This is a genomic window from Pseudomonas sp. IPO3749, assembly GCF_013386605.1.
In the GTDB taxonomy this organism is placed as follows: Bacteria; Pseudomonadota; Gammaproteobacteria; order Pseudomonadales; family Pseudomonadaceae; genus Aquipseudomonas; species Aquipseudomonas azotoformans_A.
Genome location: NZ_JACARN010000012.1, coordinates 111,927 through 127,927 on the forward strand (window position 1 = coordinate 111,927; position 16,001 = coordinate 127,927).

The window sequence follows — 16,001 nt, forward strand, 5'->3', positions numbered from 1 at the left end:
GAAGTGATGCGGGCACACATTAAGGGCCACGTATGTAGGAAGTATACCTGCGCAACGCAAATCTTTGACCTGCGTCGTACGAGTGGTCAGGCCTTTACTGACGCGGCTGTCAGATAGCGGTCACTTTACTGACCGGGTCCGCAGGCTATAAATACTCACCCCATCTCTTTCCCTTCGTCCTGGCGCCTTACCGCATGCACATTCCTAGAAGAAAAACTGCAGTGATCGTGGGAGTCCTCATCCTGCTGGCCGTGGCGGCCTGGGCGCTGACCCGGCCTGCCAAGACCAAGCTGGTCGCCTCCACCGCCGTGCCGGTCCGCGTGATGAAAGTGGTGGAACAGGATTTGCCACGCTACGTTACGGGCATCGGCTCGGTGCTGTCGTTGCACAGCGTGGTCATCCGCCCGCAAATCGACGGCATCCTCACACGATTGCTGGTCAAGGAAGGGCAATTGGTCAAGGCTGGCGATCTATTGGCGACCATCGACGACCGCTCGATCCGCGCCAGCCTCGACCAGGCCAAGGCACAATTGGGCGAGAGCCAGGCGCAACTGCAAGTGGCCGTGGTCAACCTCAAGCGCTACAAGGAACTGAGCGTTGATGACGGCATTTCCAAGCAGACCTACGACCAGCAACAGGCACTGGTCAACCAACTGAAAGCAACGCTACAGGGAAATCAGGCCGCCATCGACGCGGCCCAGGTACAGCTGTCATACACGCAGATTCGCTCGCCGGTCACCGGCCGCGTCGGCATCCGCAGTGTGGATGAAGGCAACTTCCTGCGCATGAGCGATGCCCAGGGGCTGTTCTCGGTGACCCAGATCGACCCGATTGCCATCGAATTCTCCCTGCCGCAACAAATGCTACCGACATTGCAGGGCCTGATCGCGGCCGCTTATCCCGCACGCGTGGACGCCTACCTCGGTGCCGATACCGAAAGTGAAAACTCCGACCTGCTGGGCCAAGGCCGCTTGAGCCTGATCGACAACCAGATCAGCGGCACCACCGGCACCATCCGCGCCAAGGCCGAATTCAGCAACAGCACGCAGAAACTCTGGCCGGGCCAGCTGGTGACGATCAAGATCCAGACCGCCCTCGACCGCAACGCCCTGGCAGTGCCGCCCAGCGTTGTGCAACGCGGCCTGGACTCGCACTTCGTGTACCGCGTCAACGGCGACAAGGTCGACATCGTGCCGGTGCAAGTGGTGTATCAGGACAGCGACCGCAATATCCTCAAAGGTGTTCAGGTCGGCGATGTGCTGGTCAGCGATGGCCAGTCGCGGCTCAAGGCCGGCGCCAAGGTCGAAATTCTCAAGGAGCCACCCCAGGCGATCCAGACCGCTGACGCCAAGGTGCAGCCATGACAACATCGCGGGGCTCGATTTCCGCCTGGTGCATCGACCGTCCGGTCGCCACCCTGTTGCTGACCTTCGCCCTGGTGCTGCTCGGGCTGATCGCCTTTCCCAAGCTGCCTATCGCCCCGTTGCCGCAAGCGGAGTTTCCGACGATCCAGGTATCGGCACAGCTACCCGGCGCTAGCCCCGACACCATGGCGTCATCGGTGGCCACCCCACTGGAGGTGCAATTCAGCGCCATCCCCGGCATGTCCCAGATGACTTCCAGCAGCGCCCTTGGCACCAGCGTGCTGACCCTGCAATTCACCCTCGACAAAAGCATCGACACCGCAGCGCAGGAAGTCCAGGCAGCCATCAACACCGCCTCCGGCAAGCTGCCCAGCGACATGCCAAGTTTGCCGACCTGGAGAAAGGTCAATCCCGCCGATAGCCCCGTACTGGTCATCAGCATCAACTCCCATGACCTGCCAGGCACTCAGCTCAGCGACCTGGTGGAAACCCTGCTCGCCCGGCAAATCAGCCAGATCGACGGCGTTGGCCAGATCAACATCACTGGCCAGCAACGCCCGGCAGTTCGTGTACAGGCATCACCGGACAGGCTCGCGGCCATCGGCTTGACCTTGGCCGACATCCGCCTGGCGATCCAGCAGTCGAGCCTGAACCTGGCCAAAGGCGCGCTGTACGGAAAAAACAGCGTGTCGACCCTGTCGACCAATGACCAGCTGTTTGACGCTGAAGAATATGGCGACCTGATCATCTCCTACAAGAACGGCGCCCCGGTGCAACTGCGTGATGTTGCGAAGGTGGTCAACGGCTCGGAAAACGCCTATGTACAGGCGTGGGCCGGGGATGTTCCGGGCGTCAACCTGGTGATCACCCGCCAGCCGGGCGCGAACATCGTCGAGACTGTCGAACGCATCCAGGCTGAACTGCCTCGCCTGGCCGCGATGCTGCCAGCGTCTGTCGAGCTCAGCGTATTGATTGACCGCACCACAACCATCCGCGCGTCCCTGCATGAAGTCGAAATGACGCTGCTGATTGCTGTATTCCTGGTCATCGGGGTAATGGCGATATTCCTGCGCCAGTGGTCGGCAACCCTGATCGTATCCAGCGTACTCGGAGTGTCGCTGATCGCCAGTTGTGCCTTGATGTACGTAATGGGGTTCAGTCTGAACAACCTCACGCTGGTTGCCATCGTCATCGCCGTGGGGTTCGTGGTGGACGATGCGATTGTGGTGGTGGAAAACATCCATCGCCATCTTGAGGCCGGGCTGGATAAACGCGAGGCGGCGATCAAGGGCTCCAGTGAAATTGGTTTTACCGTGGTCTCTATCAGTGTATCGCTGGTGGCGGCATTCATCCCCCTGCTGTTCATGGGAGGTGTTGTCGGGCGGCTGTTCAAGGAGTTTGCCTTGACTGCCACTGCGACCATCCTGATCTCCGTGGTGGTATCCCTGACGCTTGCCCCAACATTGGCGGCGCTGTTCATGAAAGCGCCGAGCCATCGCCCCCACGACAAGCCGGGGTTTGGCGAACGTCTGCTGGCGGGCTATGAAAAGTGCCTGCGCAAGGCCCTGGCCCACCAACGCACCATGCTCGGCATCTTCGGCCTGACGCTGGGCCTGGCGGTTGCCGGGTACGTATTTATTCCGAAGGGCTTTTTCCCGTTGCAGGACACCGGCTTTATCCTGGGTACCAGCGAAGCCGCCGCCGACGTGTCGTACCCGGACATGGTCGACAAGCACAAGGCCCTTGCGGAAATACTCAAGGCCGACCCAGCGATCCAGGCGTTCTCCCACGCTGTGGGCGTGACCGGTAGCAACCAGACCATCGCCAACGGACGCTTCTGGATTTCCCTCAAAGACCGTGGTGACCGGGACGTATCTGCCAGCGAGTTCATCGACCGTATCCGGCCTCAGCTGGCCAAAGTGCCAGGTGTTGTCCTGTACCTGCGTGCCGGCCAGGACATCAACCTCAGCTCCGGTCCCAGCCGCAGCCAGTACCAATATGTACTCAAGAGTAACGATGGTGCGACGCTCAATACCTGGACTCAACGCCTGACCGAAAAACTGCGTTCCGTCCCAGCGTTTCGCGATGTGTCCAACGACCTGCAACTGGGCGGTAGCATTACCCACATCACCATCGACCGCCGCGCCGCCGCACGTTTCGGCCTGACCGCCACCGACGTCGACCAGGCGTTGTACGACGCCTTCGGCCAACGCCAGGTCAATGAGTTCCAGACCGAAATCAACCAGTACCAGGTGGTGCTGGAACTGGACACCCAGCAGCGCGGCAAGGCCGAAAGCCTGAATTACTTCTACCTGCGTTCGCCGCTGACCAATGAAATGGTGCCGTTGTCGGCGGTCGCCAGTGTCGATGCGCCCACCGTCGGCCCGTTGTCCATCAGCCACGACGGCATGTTCCCGGCCGCCAACCTGTCGTTCAACCTGGCGCCCGGTGTGGCGTTGGGCGATGCGGTGATCCTGCTCAACCAGGCGAAAAACGAAATCGGCATGCCAGCCTCGATCATCGGCAACTTCCAGGGGGCGGCGCAGGCGTTCCAGAGTTCGCTGGCCAGCCAACCCTGGTTGATCCTTGCGGCGCTGGTGGCGGTCTACATCATCCTCGGGGTGCTGTATGAAAGCTTCGTGCACCCGCTGACGATCATCTCGACGTTGCCTTCGGCCGGCCTGGGCGCACTGATCATGTTGTGGCTGTTGGGCCAGGACTTCTCGATCATGGCGCTGATCGGCCTGGTGCTGTTGATCGGTATCGTCAAGAAGAACGGTATCCTGCTGATCGACTTCGCCCTGGACGCCCAGCGCACCCGGGGGTTGTCGCCCCATGATGCGATCTTCGAAGCCTGCATCACACGGTTCCGGCCGATCATCATGACCTCATTGGCCGCATTGCTCGGCGCCCTGCCCCTGATGCTCGGCTATGGCGCCGGTGCGGAACTGCGCCAGCCGCTGGGCATTTCGGTGGTCGGCGGCCTGCTGGTGAGCCAGGCGCTGACGCTGTTCACCACGCCGGTCATATACTTGTACCTTGAGAAGTTTTTCCACAAGCCCAAACCAACGCCTGCGTTGGCGGCCACACAATGAGGCTGAGGCCCCGGCCTGGAGCAAAAGGCTCATGCGCGTCCTGATTATTGAAGATGAAGAAAAAACCGCGGACTACCTGCACCGCGGCCTGACGGAGCAAGGCTACACCGTCGACGTGGCGCGCGAAGGCGTCGAAGGCTTGCACCTTGCGCTGGAAAACGACTACGCGGTAATCGTGCTCGACGTGATGCTGCCGGGCCTCGATGGCTTTGGCGTATTGCGAGCGTTGCGTGCGCGCAAGCAGACGCCAGTGATCATGCTGACTGCCCGCGAGCGCGTGGAGGACCGCATCCGTGGCCTGCGCGAAGGCGCAGACGATTACCTGGGCAAGCCGTTTTCCTTCCTGGAACTGGTGGCCCGCCTGCAAGCCCTGACCCGCCGCAGCGGTGGGCATGAACCGGTGCAGGTGACCGTCGCGGACCTGTGGATCGACCTGATCAGCCGCAAGGCCAGTCGCAATGGCTTGCGCCTGGACCTGACCGCCAAGGAGTTCTCGCTGCTCAGCGTGTTGGCGCGGCGCCAGGGCGAAATCCTGTCCAAGACCGCGATTGCGGAAATGGTCTGGGACATCAATTTCGACAGCGACGCCAACGTGGTGGAAGTGGCGATCAAGCGCCTGCGCGCCAAGCTCGACGGGCCGTTTGACACCAAGCTGCTGCATACCATCCGGGGCATGGGGTATGTGCTGGAGAGTCGTAGTGTCGGCTAACTCCATCGCCCTGCGCCTCAGCAGCATGTTCACGCTGGTAGCGGCGTTGATCTTCCTGTTGATCGGCGGCGCGCTGTATCAGCAGGTGGACCGCAGCCTGGGTTTGTTGCCGGGCGCCGAGTTGGATGCGCGCTATAGCGTGTTGGAGTCTTCGGTCAACCGCTTCGGCACGCCGGACCATTGGGTGAAGATGCAGGCCAAGCTCAAGTTGCTGGGCGAGGAAGACAAACGCATCCGTTTCTGGGTAGTGAGCAGCGATCCGAACTACGAGTATGGCAACCCCGACGCGCAGATCCGCGCCTTTGCCGAGGGGCCGACGGGCAAGCGCGACTTGCGCTTGCCGGGGCGCGAATACCCGCTCAAGGTGCTGGTGAGCCAGTTCCCGGCCAAGGATCAGCGCCCGCCGCTGCGTTTCATGATCGCCATCGACACCGAGAATTTCCGAGCCACCCAGCACCACCTGTTGGTCGCGTTGGTCAGCCTCGCATTGGTCGGCGTGGTACTCGCTTCGTTATTGGGTTTCTGGGTCGCGCGCATCGGCCTCAAGCCGTTGGGCAAGCTCTCGGATGAGGCGCAGAAACTCGCACCGCCCAAGCTCTCCGGTCGTCTGCAGCTGTCGCCGCTGCCGCCGGAACTGAGCCAGTTCGTCAACTCGTTCAACTCCACCCTGGATCGCGTCGAGCAGGCCTATTCGCGCCTGGAGTCGTTCAACGCCGACGTGGCCCATGAACTGCGCTCGCCGCTGACCAACCTGATCGGCCAGACACAGGTGGCCCTGACCCGAGGACGGTCGGCCGAGCATTACTTCGAAGTGCTGCAATCCAATCTCGAAGAACTGGAGCGGCTGCGTTCGATCATCAATGACATGCTGTTCCTCGCCAGCGCCGACCAGGGCAGCAAGGCCACCAAGCTGATCGAAAGCTCCCTGGCCGATGAAGTGGCGACCACCCTCGACTACCTGGACTTCATCCTCGAAGACGCGCAAGTCGAGGTGCAGGTACGCGGCGATGCCACGGTGCAGATCGAAAAAGCCCACCTGCGCCGTGCCTTGATCAACCTGCTGAGCAATGCGGTACAACACACCGCACCCGGACAGGTCATCGTTGTGAACATCGAGGTGCAGGAGCACCAGGTGGCAATCGGCGTGACCAACCCCGGTGACGCGATTGCCAGCGAACATCTGCCGCGCCTGTTCGAACGTTTCTATCGAGTGGACGCGTCGCGCAGCAACAGCGGGGCCAATCACGGCCTGGGACTGGCCATCGTCAAGGCGATTGCCTTGATGCACGGCGGTGATGTGTTCGTGCGCAGCGAAGGTGGCGGGAATACGTTTGGCATCACCCTGCCGGTCTAACCTCTGACTGTTGCGATTTGGGCAACAGTCATTATCTTGTTACACTCTGTATCGTACCGCTCGCCTGCGTTAATTTGACGCATCGATGAGCGCGACGGCAAAGGCAGTCTCCGCTTACCCGAATTTCCCTCGACTTTTTTCCAGGGCTCTACACTGGGAATCTGTCTTAAAGCCGCTGACTTCAGCGGCTTTTTTTTGCCGTAAAAAAGGCCAGGCACACCCAACGACATTGGCCGTTTCCGATAGACCAAAGGAGCTCCACCGGTGAAGAACTCGCTGACGTTCACCCCGTTATTCCTCGCGATTGCAGCAACGATTGCCCCCCTTGCCCACGCGGCAGACACCACCCCCGCCGACGGTTTCGTCGAAGGCGCCCACCTCAATATCAACACCCGCAACTACTACATGAACCGCGACCGTCGCGACATTCACACCGACGACAGCAAGGAATGGGGCCAGGGCTTTCTCGGCACCTTCGAATCCGGCTACACCCAAGGCACCCTCGGTTTCGGCCTGGACGCCCACGCCATGCTCGGCCTCAAGCTGGACGGCGGTGGCGGCACCGACGGATCCAGCATCCTTCCTTACGGCAGTGGCAACGGCAAGGCGCCTGGCTCGTTCTCGACGGCCGGCGGCACCTTGAAAATGCGTGGGTTCGATACCGAGTTGAAAGCCGGCGACCTGTTCCTCAACAACCCGGTGATCGCCGGCGGCATGACCCGTATGCTGCCGCAGACCTTTCGCGGCGTGAGCCTGACCAACCATAGCTTCGACGGCTGGATGTTCGAAGGCGGCCAGGCCAGTTTCACCAAGCTCTATAACCAGAGCGGCCACCGCCGCATCGGCACCAGCTACGGCGCTCTGCCGAATAATACCGACAGCCAGCACATGAACTGGGCCGGTGTGTCGTTCAGCGGCATCGAAGGGCTGACCAGCAACCTCTACGCCTCCGAACTCAAGGACGTGTGGAACCAGTACTACTACGACCTGGACTACACCTACGCGTTGAATGACCTGATCAGCCTCAACCCAGGCCTTCACTACTATCACACCCAAGACACCGGCCAGTCCCTGCTGGGGGATATCGACAACAACACCTACAGCCTGCACCTCACCGTCGGCGTGGGAAACCATAGCGTCACGGCCACCTACCAGCGGGTCAACGGCAATACGCCGTTCGACTACATTGCCCAGGGCGACAGCATCTACCTGGACAACTCCCAGCAGTACTCCGACTTCAACGGCCCCAACGAACGCTCGTGGAAGCTCAAGTACGCCTACGACTTCGCCGGCCTCGGCATGCCCGGCCTGACCTCGGCCGTGTCCTACATCAGCGGTAAGACCGACCTGACCAAGGTCGATCCGCAAGGCCGTGGCTACAGCGCCTGGTACAGCGCCGATGGCAAAGATGCCAAGCACTGGGAACGGGATATCGACCTCAAGTACGTGGTACAGGGCGGCAAGGCCAAGGATCTTGCCGTGCGCCTGCAATGGGCGACCAATCGCGGCAGTAACGGCTACTCGGCGGTGGATCGCGACGTGGATGAATACCGGGTGATCGTCGATTACCCGATCAACGTGTTCTGACGGACAGATCTTTCTTTTTAACCAAGTATTTAATTTTCATCGGGTAGAACTAAACTGCCAGCATCCTCACCGCTGAAGTCTGCCCGATGAGTCAATCCAGTTCTCGCACCCTGCCGGCACGCCCGGAGCTGTTTCTGATGCTGGGCAGCGGCCTCACTGTCGTCCTGATCGTGGTGATCGTCGCGGCGCTGCTGATCCGCGAACACGCCAGCACCCTGCAGGCCGCCAAGCGCGCCACCAGCAATATCACCCAACTGATCAATGCCGATGTGCTGCGCAACGTCGAACTCTACGACTTGGCGCTGCAAGGGCTGATCGCCGCCACCACGCGCCAGGACTTGAACCAGGTTTCGCCGGACATCCGGCACCTGGTGCAGTTTGATCAATCCACGGCGGCCCCCTTCAAAGGTGAGGTGCTGTTACTGGACGCCAATGGCGCGGTGATTGCCGACTCTTCGACGCTGTGGCCGACGCCGCGCAACTTTGCCAATCGCGATTACTTCCAGGCCCATCAACGTACATCCCAGGCCGGGTTGTTCATCAGTCGCCCATTCAAGATCCACTGTGCCTGCGACCAGGTGTGGCGCATTGCATTCAGCCGCCGGGTGTCCGGCCCCAACGGTGAGTTTGCCGGTGTGGCCGTGGCGACCATGCGCTTGGCGTATTTCGATCAACTGTTCAACCGCCTGGCCATCGGCAATGGCAGCTCTGTCAATCTGCTGAATACCCACGGCATCCTCCTGGCCCAGCAGCCCTTGCTGGAACGCGACATGATCGACAAAGACCTGAGCGATCGCCCCAACTTCAAACGCATGCTGCGCGAGGGCGAAGGGAGTTTCCGGGCGATCTCCGCCCTTTCCGGCCAGGAACGCCTGTATACGTTCAGCAACGTCGGTGAGTTGCCGCTGATTGTGGTGGTGGCGCTCTCCGCCGATGACGTATTCGCGCCCTGGCAACGCGCCGCGCTGCTGGTCAGCAGTGCCACCGGCATCCTCTGTGTCGGCTTGCTCTGGCTGACCTGGATGCTGCGCCGGGAACTGCGCCGCCGTTATCGCACCGAGCGCGTGCTGTCAGAACTGGCAGCCACCGACGCGCTCACCGGCCTGGCCAACCGCCGTATCCTGGACGAGCGCCTGCGCCTGGAATGGGACCGCGCGCAACGTTCGACCGAGCCGCTGACGGTGCTGATGATCGATGTGGACCACTTCAAGGCGTTCAACGACCGCCACGGCCATCACGGCGGCGATGAAGCATTACGCACTGTCGCCCAGGTGATCGGTACCAATATCCGCCGCCCGGCCGACCTGGCCGCACGCTATGGCGGCGAAGAGTTTGCGGTGGTGCTGCCGGTGACCGATGCCAAGGGCGCCTGGGTGATTGCCGAGCATATCCGCAGCGGTATCGAGCACTTGCCGAGGGTGGGAGGAGATGAACAGCCGATTACGGTGAGCATCGGCATGAGCACTTGGGACAAGCGCAGCCGTCAGTCGCTGGAGGCGTTGTTGCTGAGTGCGGATCAGGCGTTGTATGAAGCCAAGCATACGGGGCGTAACCGGATTGTGGATGCCAGCACTTTGTAATACATCAGCGAGCCAAGGTGTATCGCATCACCAATACGGTGCCCCGAACATTTCAAAGCTGGCGCTATGCTTTGTCATCCTTTCTGACGGAGGCCTCCATGTAATTGTCCGAGAAAAAATGCCTGGCGACCTTGATCTCAGGCCGATAGAAACCGTTGACCAGTTTATTTATAGCCACTTCATCCGTATGTTCCAGTAAACGCTGGTTTGACGCCGGGGAAAAATTTCGCAGATCCCGAATGAGGGATAACCCAATGCCCGCCTTCATGTCTTCGCCAGAAAATACCGTTTCGAAGGGTTGGAGTTTGCGCTTTGATAGCTTGGCATATTCATCACTGTCCAAGCCCTCTATATGTCGATCCAAATTGGGGGTTTGCGCAAAGCGCATTTCCACCAGACTCATCCACGCTGCATCCTTGAACGCGGGAGCGTCAAATTCAAAACGATAAGTAGTGCCGCCCAAACGACTACTTGGCTTCTTGGATTCGCTACCAGCTTCTAAGGCAAAAAATACAAAATCGTCATTACCTAAAAGCTTTATATCTTCCTGAGGCGAATTATCAGTGTTAAAAATAATATGCCGATCAATCAATTTTTGACGCGAGAACAGTGCGACGCTGTCATCTTCACGTCTTACAGGTGCCGCTGTGCTATGAGTCGCGTATAGGGGCACTTCAAAAAAAGCACCCAAAAACTTACTTTCCTGAGTAGACAGTACACCCAGCTCTTTTCGGAGCGTATGAAGGTTGTTCTTAGAAATTCCATCAATGAGACTTTTCTCTGTTCCGATGGGTGCGCCCTTCCAAAGTGACCCATTTTGAATCATCCGCTCATGGGATTTGCCACTGATGAATCCACGTAATGCCTTTACGATTTGCCGAGTTGCAACATCCTTCTGAATCGTGGAGCCATTACCCCACAAATCAGGCAGCATCCCGCCAAAGTGGCCATTAGAATTATCGATTGTTACGCGGCGTTGTAATCCATTGTTTTCCAGAACACCAGCACCCCGTATTTCCGAAAAAAGTGGTTGGACAGCGGTAGTTTCGATTGGGCTGATACTAGGCATAGCGACCTCTGCTTAGGCTAACGACAGGCAAACGAGTGGACGAAGGCAGATCGACTAATGTCTGCCGTAACCGAGTGGAGAATTGATGGGAGCACTCCAACACCCATTCAATCAGCTCATTCGATTTCATACTGAGCTTCAAAATAGACAGTTCGTCATCGGTGACATGGTTCATCGCAACCATCTCTCCTGAGGCAGCGTTGAGTCCGACGACAGCCGTATCTTTTTGCAAAAAGCTAAATTGGGCACTGAACATAAACTTTTGCCATTCATCTACTTCTGCACGACTCATCGATTGATCCGAGAGTTCGCAGAGTATCGTGATACTCTTTCTAGCCCGATTATCATAGAGTGCCAACTTAAGCCCCTCCACTCTCAACTGGCAAACCCGAGAGTCATCAAACTTCAGACCCGGCAGTCCAAGCATGCTCCCAAACGCCTGCAAAACATTATCTTCTTTATTCATACTTGAGTACGCCAAGAGAAAACACTCAAGTATGTGCCGAACACTGAATCTAAATTTAAAATCACTAGCATGAAAAGCACTCCGAAATTAATTAATCACCATTCAGAGCATCCGTGCCACACATCGCAAGCCGGCATCAGATTACGCATTTAACTAAAGCAAAGAAAACAGGGCAATCATTACTAAAAAATTCTTCACCACGCCAAAGGAACCACACCATCTGCCAAACCACAAATGCCTGCCAGCTGTCAGAACAAATATAAAATACTGAAATACAGGAAAAAAAAAGGCCACCCGAAGGCAGCCTTTCAAAACTAAAGAAAGAGAGTTGTTACTTACACCGCCGCAACGGGACGCATGTAAGAGATCGGTGCGGTGCTGGCATCTTCGAAGGTCACGACTTCCCAAGCGTCTGTCTGCTCAATCAACTTGCGCAGCAGCTGGTTGTTAAGGGCGTGGCCCGACTTGAAGCCTTTGAACTCGCCTATCAGGCTATTGCCCAGCAGGTAGAGGTCACCGATTGCATCGAGGATCTTGTGCTTCACGAATTCGTCTTCGTAGCGAAGGCCGTCTTCGTTCAGTACACCATCCGCGTCGACCACAATGGCGTTTTCAACGCTGCCGCCGAGTGCGAGGTTGTGCTTGCGCAGGTACTCGATGTCACTCATGAAACCAAAGGTACGGGCGCGGCTGACTTCTTTTACGAACGAAGTGCTGGAAAAATCCACGCTTGCACTTTGGGTGCGGTCACGGAATACCGGGTGATCGAAATCGATCTCAAAGCTCACTTTAAAGCCTTCGAACGGGACGAAGGTGGCGCGCTTGTCGCCGTCTTCTACTGTCACTTCCCGCAGAATGCGAATGAACTTCTTGGCTGCGTCCTGTTCTTCCAGGCCGGCAGATTGAATCAAGAATACGAAGGGTCCAGCGCTGCCATCCATGATCGGGACTTCGGACGCGGAGAGCTCGACGTAGGCGTTATCGATGCCCAGGCCAGCCATGGCCGAGAGCAAGTGCTCCACCGTGTCCACTTTGACGTCACCGTTGACCAATGTGGTCGACATCGTGGTTTCGCCAACGTTTTCCGCGCGAGCAGGAATCTGCACCACAGGGTCCAGGTCGGCACGAACAAACACGATGCCGGTGTCGACAGGTGCGGGCTTGAGGGTCAGGTATACCTTCTCCCCGGAGTGCAGACCTACACCTGTGGCACGGATAATATTCTTCAGGGTGCGTTGTTTAATCATGGCTTGGACCGCTTGAGCGCAAATTGCGAACTGGTATCAACAAAGGCTGGCGATAATAGCAGACCAGACCTTTGCTGAACACCAATCACCTTCATAGCCCTGATACATTCCATTAATCGGCCTGACGACGCAGGAATGCCGGGATGTCCAAGTAGTCCAGATCATCTTGCGGATTCGGGCTACGAGACGCCGCAGCACCGGCCTGAGCCTGGTTGCGCATCACGGTCGGACGGTCCAGGTCACGGTAGTTCACCGACGGCAGTTCCTGGCGCGAAGGCGCTGGAGCGGCAGCCGCTTGGCTCGCGTGGCTGGCTTGGGCGTTGTGCAGGGTGTTGTCGATCACCTTCACAGGCTTCTCGATTTTTGCACCCAGGCCGGTCGCAACCACGGTTACATGCAGCTCGTCGCGCATGTCCGGATCGATCACGGTGCCGACTTTGACCATCGCGTGCTCGGAAGCGAAGGCTTCGATGATGCTACCCACGTCGGAGTACTCACCCAGGGACAGGTCAGGACCGGCGGTGATGTTCACCAGGATGCCGCGTGCACCTTGCAGGTTCACGTCTTCCAGCAACGGGTTGCGGATGGCCGCTTCAGTAGCTTCACGTGCACGGTTCGGACCGCTGGCGCAGCCAGTGCCCATCATCGCCATGCCCATTTCGCTCATTACAGTACGTACGTCGGCAAAGTCGACGTTGATCATGCCTGGACGCTTGATGATGTCGGAGATACCGCGAACGGCACCGGCCAGTACGTCGTCAGCCTTGGCGAAGGCGGACAGCAGGCTGGCGTCCTTGCCCAGGATGGTCAGCAGTTTCTCGTTGGGGATGGTGATCAACGAGTCGACGCTTTCAGACAGCAGACGGATGCCTTCGTCGGCGATCTGCATGCGCTTGCGGCCTTCGAACGGGAACGGACGGGTCACGACTGCAACCGTCAGAATGCCCATTTCCTTGGCCACTTCGGCGATGATCGGCGCAGCACCGGTACCGGTACCGCCGCCCATGCCGGTGGTGATGAACACCATGTTGGTGCCTTGCAGCACTTCGGCAATACGCTCGCGGTCTTCCAGGGCGGCTTGACGGCCGACTTCCGGATTGGCGCCAGCGCCGAGGCCCTTGGTCACGGCTGTGCCCAATTGCAGGATGGTCCGCGCGCCGATGCTTTTCAGCGCTTGGGCATCAGTGTTGGCGCAGATGAATTCAACGCCTTCAATGTTGCTCTTGACCATGTGGTTGACAGCGTTGCCGCCGCCACCGCCGACACCGATTACTTTGATAACCGGGCTTGCGGGGATGTTGTCTACGAGTTCGAACATGTTCCCTCTCCTTTCATTTCTCTAGTTTTTTCGCCTACTGCTTACAACGGTGTCGCGGTAAATCTTAAAAATTGCCTTTGACCCATGCCTGCAGACGCTCGAACAACGGCGCTTTCGCCTCGTCGTCGCTGCGGTAGCTGTCACGGTTGCTCGGGCCCGACAGGGAAATGCCGTCGGTCTGCTTTTGCAGCCCGTACAACAGCAAGCCCACACCGGTGGAGTAAATCGGGTTGCGCACCACGTCGCCCAGGCCTTTGACGCCATGGGGCACGCCCAGGCGGACAGGCATGTGGAAGATTTCCTCGGCCAGTTCGACCGCGCCTTCCATCTTCGAGGTGCCACCGGTCAGCACGATGCCGGCCGGGATCAGATCTTCGTAGCCGCTGCGGCGCAGTTCAGCCTGGATCAGGGTGAACAGTTCGTCGTAGCGCGGCTCGACCACTTCGGCCAGGGCCTGGCGCGACAGTTCGCGCGGTGGACGGTCGCCCACGCTCGGCACCTTGATGGTCTCGCCGGCACCGGCCAGCTTGGCCAGGGCGCAGGCGTAGCGAATCTTGATTTCTTCGGCGTACTGGGTCGGCGTACGCAGCGCCATGGCGATGTCGTTGGTCACCTGGTCACCGGCAATCGGGATCACGGCGGTGTGACGGATCGCACCCTCGGTGAAGATCGCGATGTCGGTGGTGCCGCCGCCGATGTCGACCAGGCATACGCCCAGTTCTTTTTCGTCGTCAGTCAGTACCGAGTAGGCCGAAGCCAGTTGCTCAAGAATGATGTCGTCGATTTCCAGGCCGCAGCGGCGCACGCACTTTTCAATGTTCTGTGCGGCGTTGACGGCGCAGGTCACCACGTGGACCTTGGCTTCCAGGCGTACGCCCGACATGCCCAGCGGCTCGCGAACGCCTTCCTGGTTGTCGATCACGTAGTCCTGCGGCAGCGTGTGCAGCACGCGCTGGTCAGCCGGGATCGCCACGGCCTGGGCAGCGTCAAGGACGCGCTCCAGGTCGGCGGAGCTGACTTCGCGGTCGCGGATCGCCACGATGCCGTGGGAGTTCAGGCTGCGGATATGGTTGCCCGCCACGCCAACGAACGCCGAGTGGATCCGGCAACCGGCCATCAGCTGCGCTTCTTCGATGGCGCGCTGGATCGATTGCACGGTGGACTCGATGTTCACCACCACGCCCTTCTTCAGGCCCCGGGACGGATGCGTGCCAATACCGACGATTTCGATGACGCCGTCTTCCCCGACCTCGCCCACCAGCGCCACCACTTTGGAGGTGCCGATGTCGAGACCGACGATCATTTTGCCGCTTTGCACGTTTGCCATGGGTCCTGCCTCTTCTTAATTCTTCGCGACAGCGGGTTGCGCTGCCGTGGGCGCTGCCGGTTCACGCCAGCCGACGGCCAGGCCGTTGGCGTAACGCAGGTCGACGCTCGCAATGTTCGTAATCTGTTCTTTCAAGGTCTTGTCATAGATGGCAATGAAGCGGCGCATCTTTTCCACCAAGCGGTCGCGTCCCAGCAACAACTGGATGCCCGGGCCGGAACTGCCTGCCCCGGTCGTCAAAAACCAGCTACCCCGTTCACGCAGTTCCAGGCGTGCAATGGAGAAGCCCATGGGACGCAGCATCTGGCTCAAGGCCTGGTACTGCTGCATCACTTGTTGCTGCGCCCGCTGCGGCCCGAACAGCTGCGGCAGGTGCTCATAGTTGGCCAGCTCACGCGGGGTGAACGCCTGGCCCTGGTTGTTCAACAACGCTTCGTCGCCCCAACGGGCCACGGGCAGTTGTTCTTCCAGGCGGATCGTCACCTGGTCCGGCCATACTCGGCGGACTTCGGCGTGGGCGATCCACGGCATCTGTTCCAGCTCCGAGCGCATACCGGCCAGGTCGATGGTAAAGAAGCTCGCCGCCAGGTACGGGCCGATGCGCTGCTGTACCGCTTGCTGACTGATGTAGCTCAAGTCGCCCTGCACGCTGATCTTGGTGATCGGCCGGTCGGCATACGGCAACAGACGCTGCGCGCCTTCGTAGGTTCCGAAACCCAGCACCACCAGCAACACCGGCCAGAACAGCGCCTTGAGGAAACCAAAGTTGGCTTTCGGCAGGCGCGCCGACATCGGCTCTTTAGCCACCATTCGGCTGGCACCCCGTGGCACCGGCTTGCGGCTCGGTGCTTGTGGGGGCTGATGACGAAGCGATGCGCCTTTCAT

At 59.2% G+C, this 16,001-nt stretch carries 12 protein-coding genes; 6 read left to right on the forward strand and 6 right to left on the reverse strand.

The genetic code is table 11. The features are described 5' to 3' along the window. The first annotated feature begins 194 nt into the window (after positions 1–194). From HX812_RS05200 to HX812_RS05225, 6 genes are all read left to right on the forward strand, one after another. On the forward strand, positions 195–1,364 hold the full coding sequence (locus HX812_RS05200) for an efflux RND transporter periplasmic adaptor subunit (RefSeq protein ID WP_038849919.1): 1,170 nt from the start codon (positions 195–197) through the stop codon (positions 1,362–1,364). Then, positions 1,361–4,459, forward strand: coding sequence for a multidrug efflux RND transporter permease subunit (locus HX812_RS05205; RefSeq protein WP_038849918.1), 3,099 nt, complete (start codon positions 1,361–1,363; stop codon positions 4,457–4,459). Before HX812_RS05200 ends, HX812_RS05205 begins: the two co-directional genes overlap by 4 nt. A gap of 31 nt (positions 4,460–4,490) precedes the next feature. Next, complete coding sequence (locus tag HX812_RS05210; protein WP_033899495.1) at positions 4,491–5,168, forward strand: heavy metal response regulator transcription factor; 678 nt, start codon at positions 4,491–4,493, stop codon at positions 5,166–5,168. Then, positions 5,158–6,522 carry a heavy metal sensor histidine kinase gene (locus tag HX812_RS05215; RefSeq protein WP_038849917.1) on the forward strand — a complete coding sequence of 455 codons (1,365 nt, stop codon included), beginning with the start codon at positions 5,158–5,160 and terminating at the stop codon, positions 6,520–6,522. The genes HX812_RS05210 and HX812_RS05215 overlap by 11 nt, the downstream gene beginning before the upstream one ends. 264 nt (positions 6,523–6,786) lie before the next feature. Continuing rightward, the gene (locus tag HX812_RS05220) at positions 6,787–8,109 is read left to right on the forward strand and encodes an OprD family porin (RefSeq protein ID WP_038849916.1); all 1,323 of its coding nucleotides are present in this window, start codon (positions 6,787–6,789) and stop codon (positions 8,107–8,109) included. 86 nt (positions 8,110–8,195) lie between these two features. Beyond that, a complete protein-coding gene (locus tag HX812_RS05225) occupies positions 8,196–9,689 on the forward strand; it encodes a sensor domain-containing diguanylate cyclase (protein ID WP_038849914.1) in 1,494 nt (497 codons plus the stop codon). Between the two features lie 64 nt (positions 9,690–9,753). On the opposite strand, the gene HX812_RS05230 is transcribed toward HX812_RS05225, so the two are convergent. The 6 genes from HX812_RS05230 to HX812_RS05255 form a co-directional block, all read right to left on the reverse strand. After that, positions 9,754–10,758 (reverse strand): hypothetical protein, encoded by a 1,005-nt coding sequence (locus HX812_RS05230; protein ID WP_152514750.1) that lies wholly within the window; start codon positions 10,756–10,758, stop codon positions 9,754–9,756. Next, positions 10,751–11,224, reverse strand: coding sequence for a CesT family type III secretion system chaperone (locus HX812_RS05235; protein WP_050572487.1), 474 nt, complete (start codon positions 11,222–11,224; stop codon positions 10,751–10,753). The genes HX812_RS05230 and HX812_RS05235 overlap by 8 nt, the downstream gene beginning before the upstream one ends. A 335-nt stretch (positions 11,225–11,559) precedes the next feature. Beyond that, entirely contained in the window at positions 11,560–12,471 is a 912-nt protein-coding gene (gene lpxC, locus HX812_RS05240) for a UDP-3-O-acyl-N-acetylglucosamine deacetylase (RefSeq protein WP_003171886.1), read from the reverse strand. A gap of 112 nt (positions 12,472–12,583) precedes the next feature. After that, positions 12,584–13,789 carry a cell division protein FtsZ gene (gene ftsZ / locus HX812_RS05245; protein ID WP_016974964.1) on the reverse strand — a complete coding sequence of 402 codons (1,206 nt, stop codon included), beginning with the start codon at positions 13,787–13,789 and terminating at the stop codon, positions 12,584–12,586. 64 nt (positions 13,790–13,853) lie between these two features. Further along, positions 13,854–15,116, reverse strand: coding sequence for a cell division protein FtsA (gene ftsA / locus HX812_RS05250; RefSeq protein WP_010213031.1), 1,263 nt, complete (start codon positions 15,114–15,116; stop codon positions 13,854–13,856). 15 nt (positions 15,117–15,131) lie between these two features. After that, positions 15,132–16,001 (reverse strand): cell division protein FtsQ/DivIB, encoded by an 870-nt coding sequence (locus HX812_RS05255; protein WP_033899483.1) that lies wholly within the window; start codon positions 15,999–16,001, stop codon positions 15,132–15,134.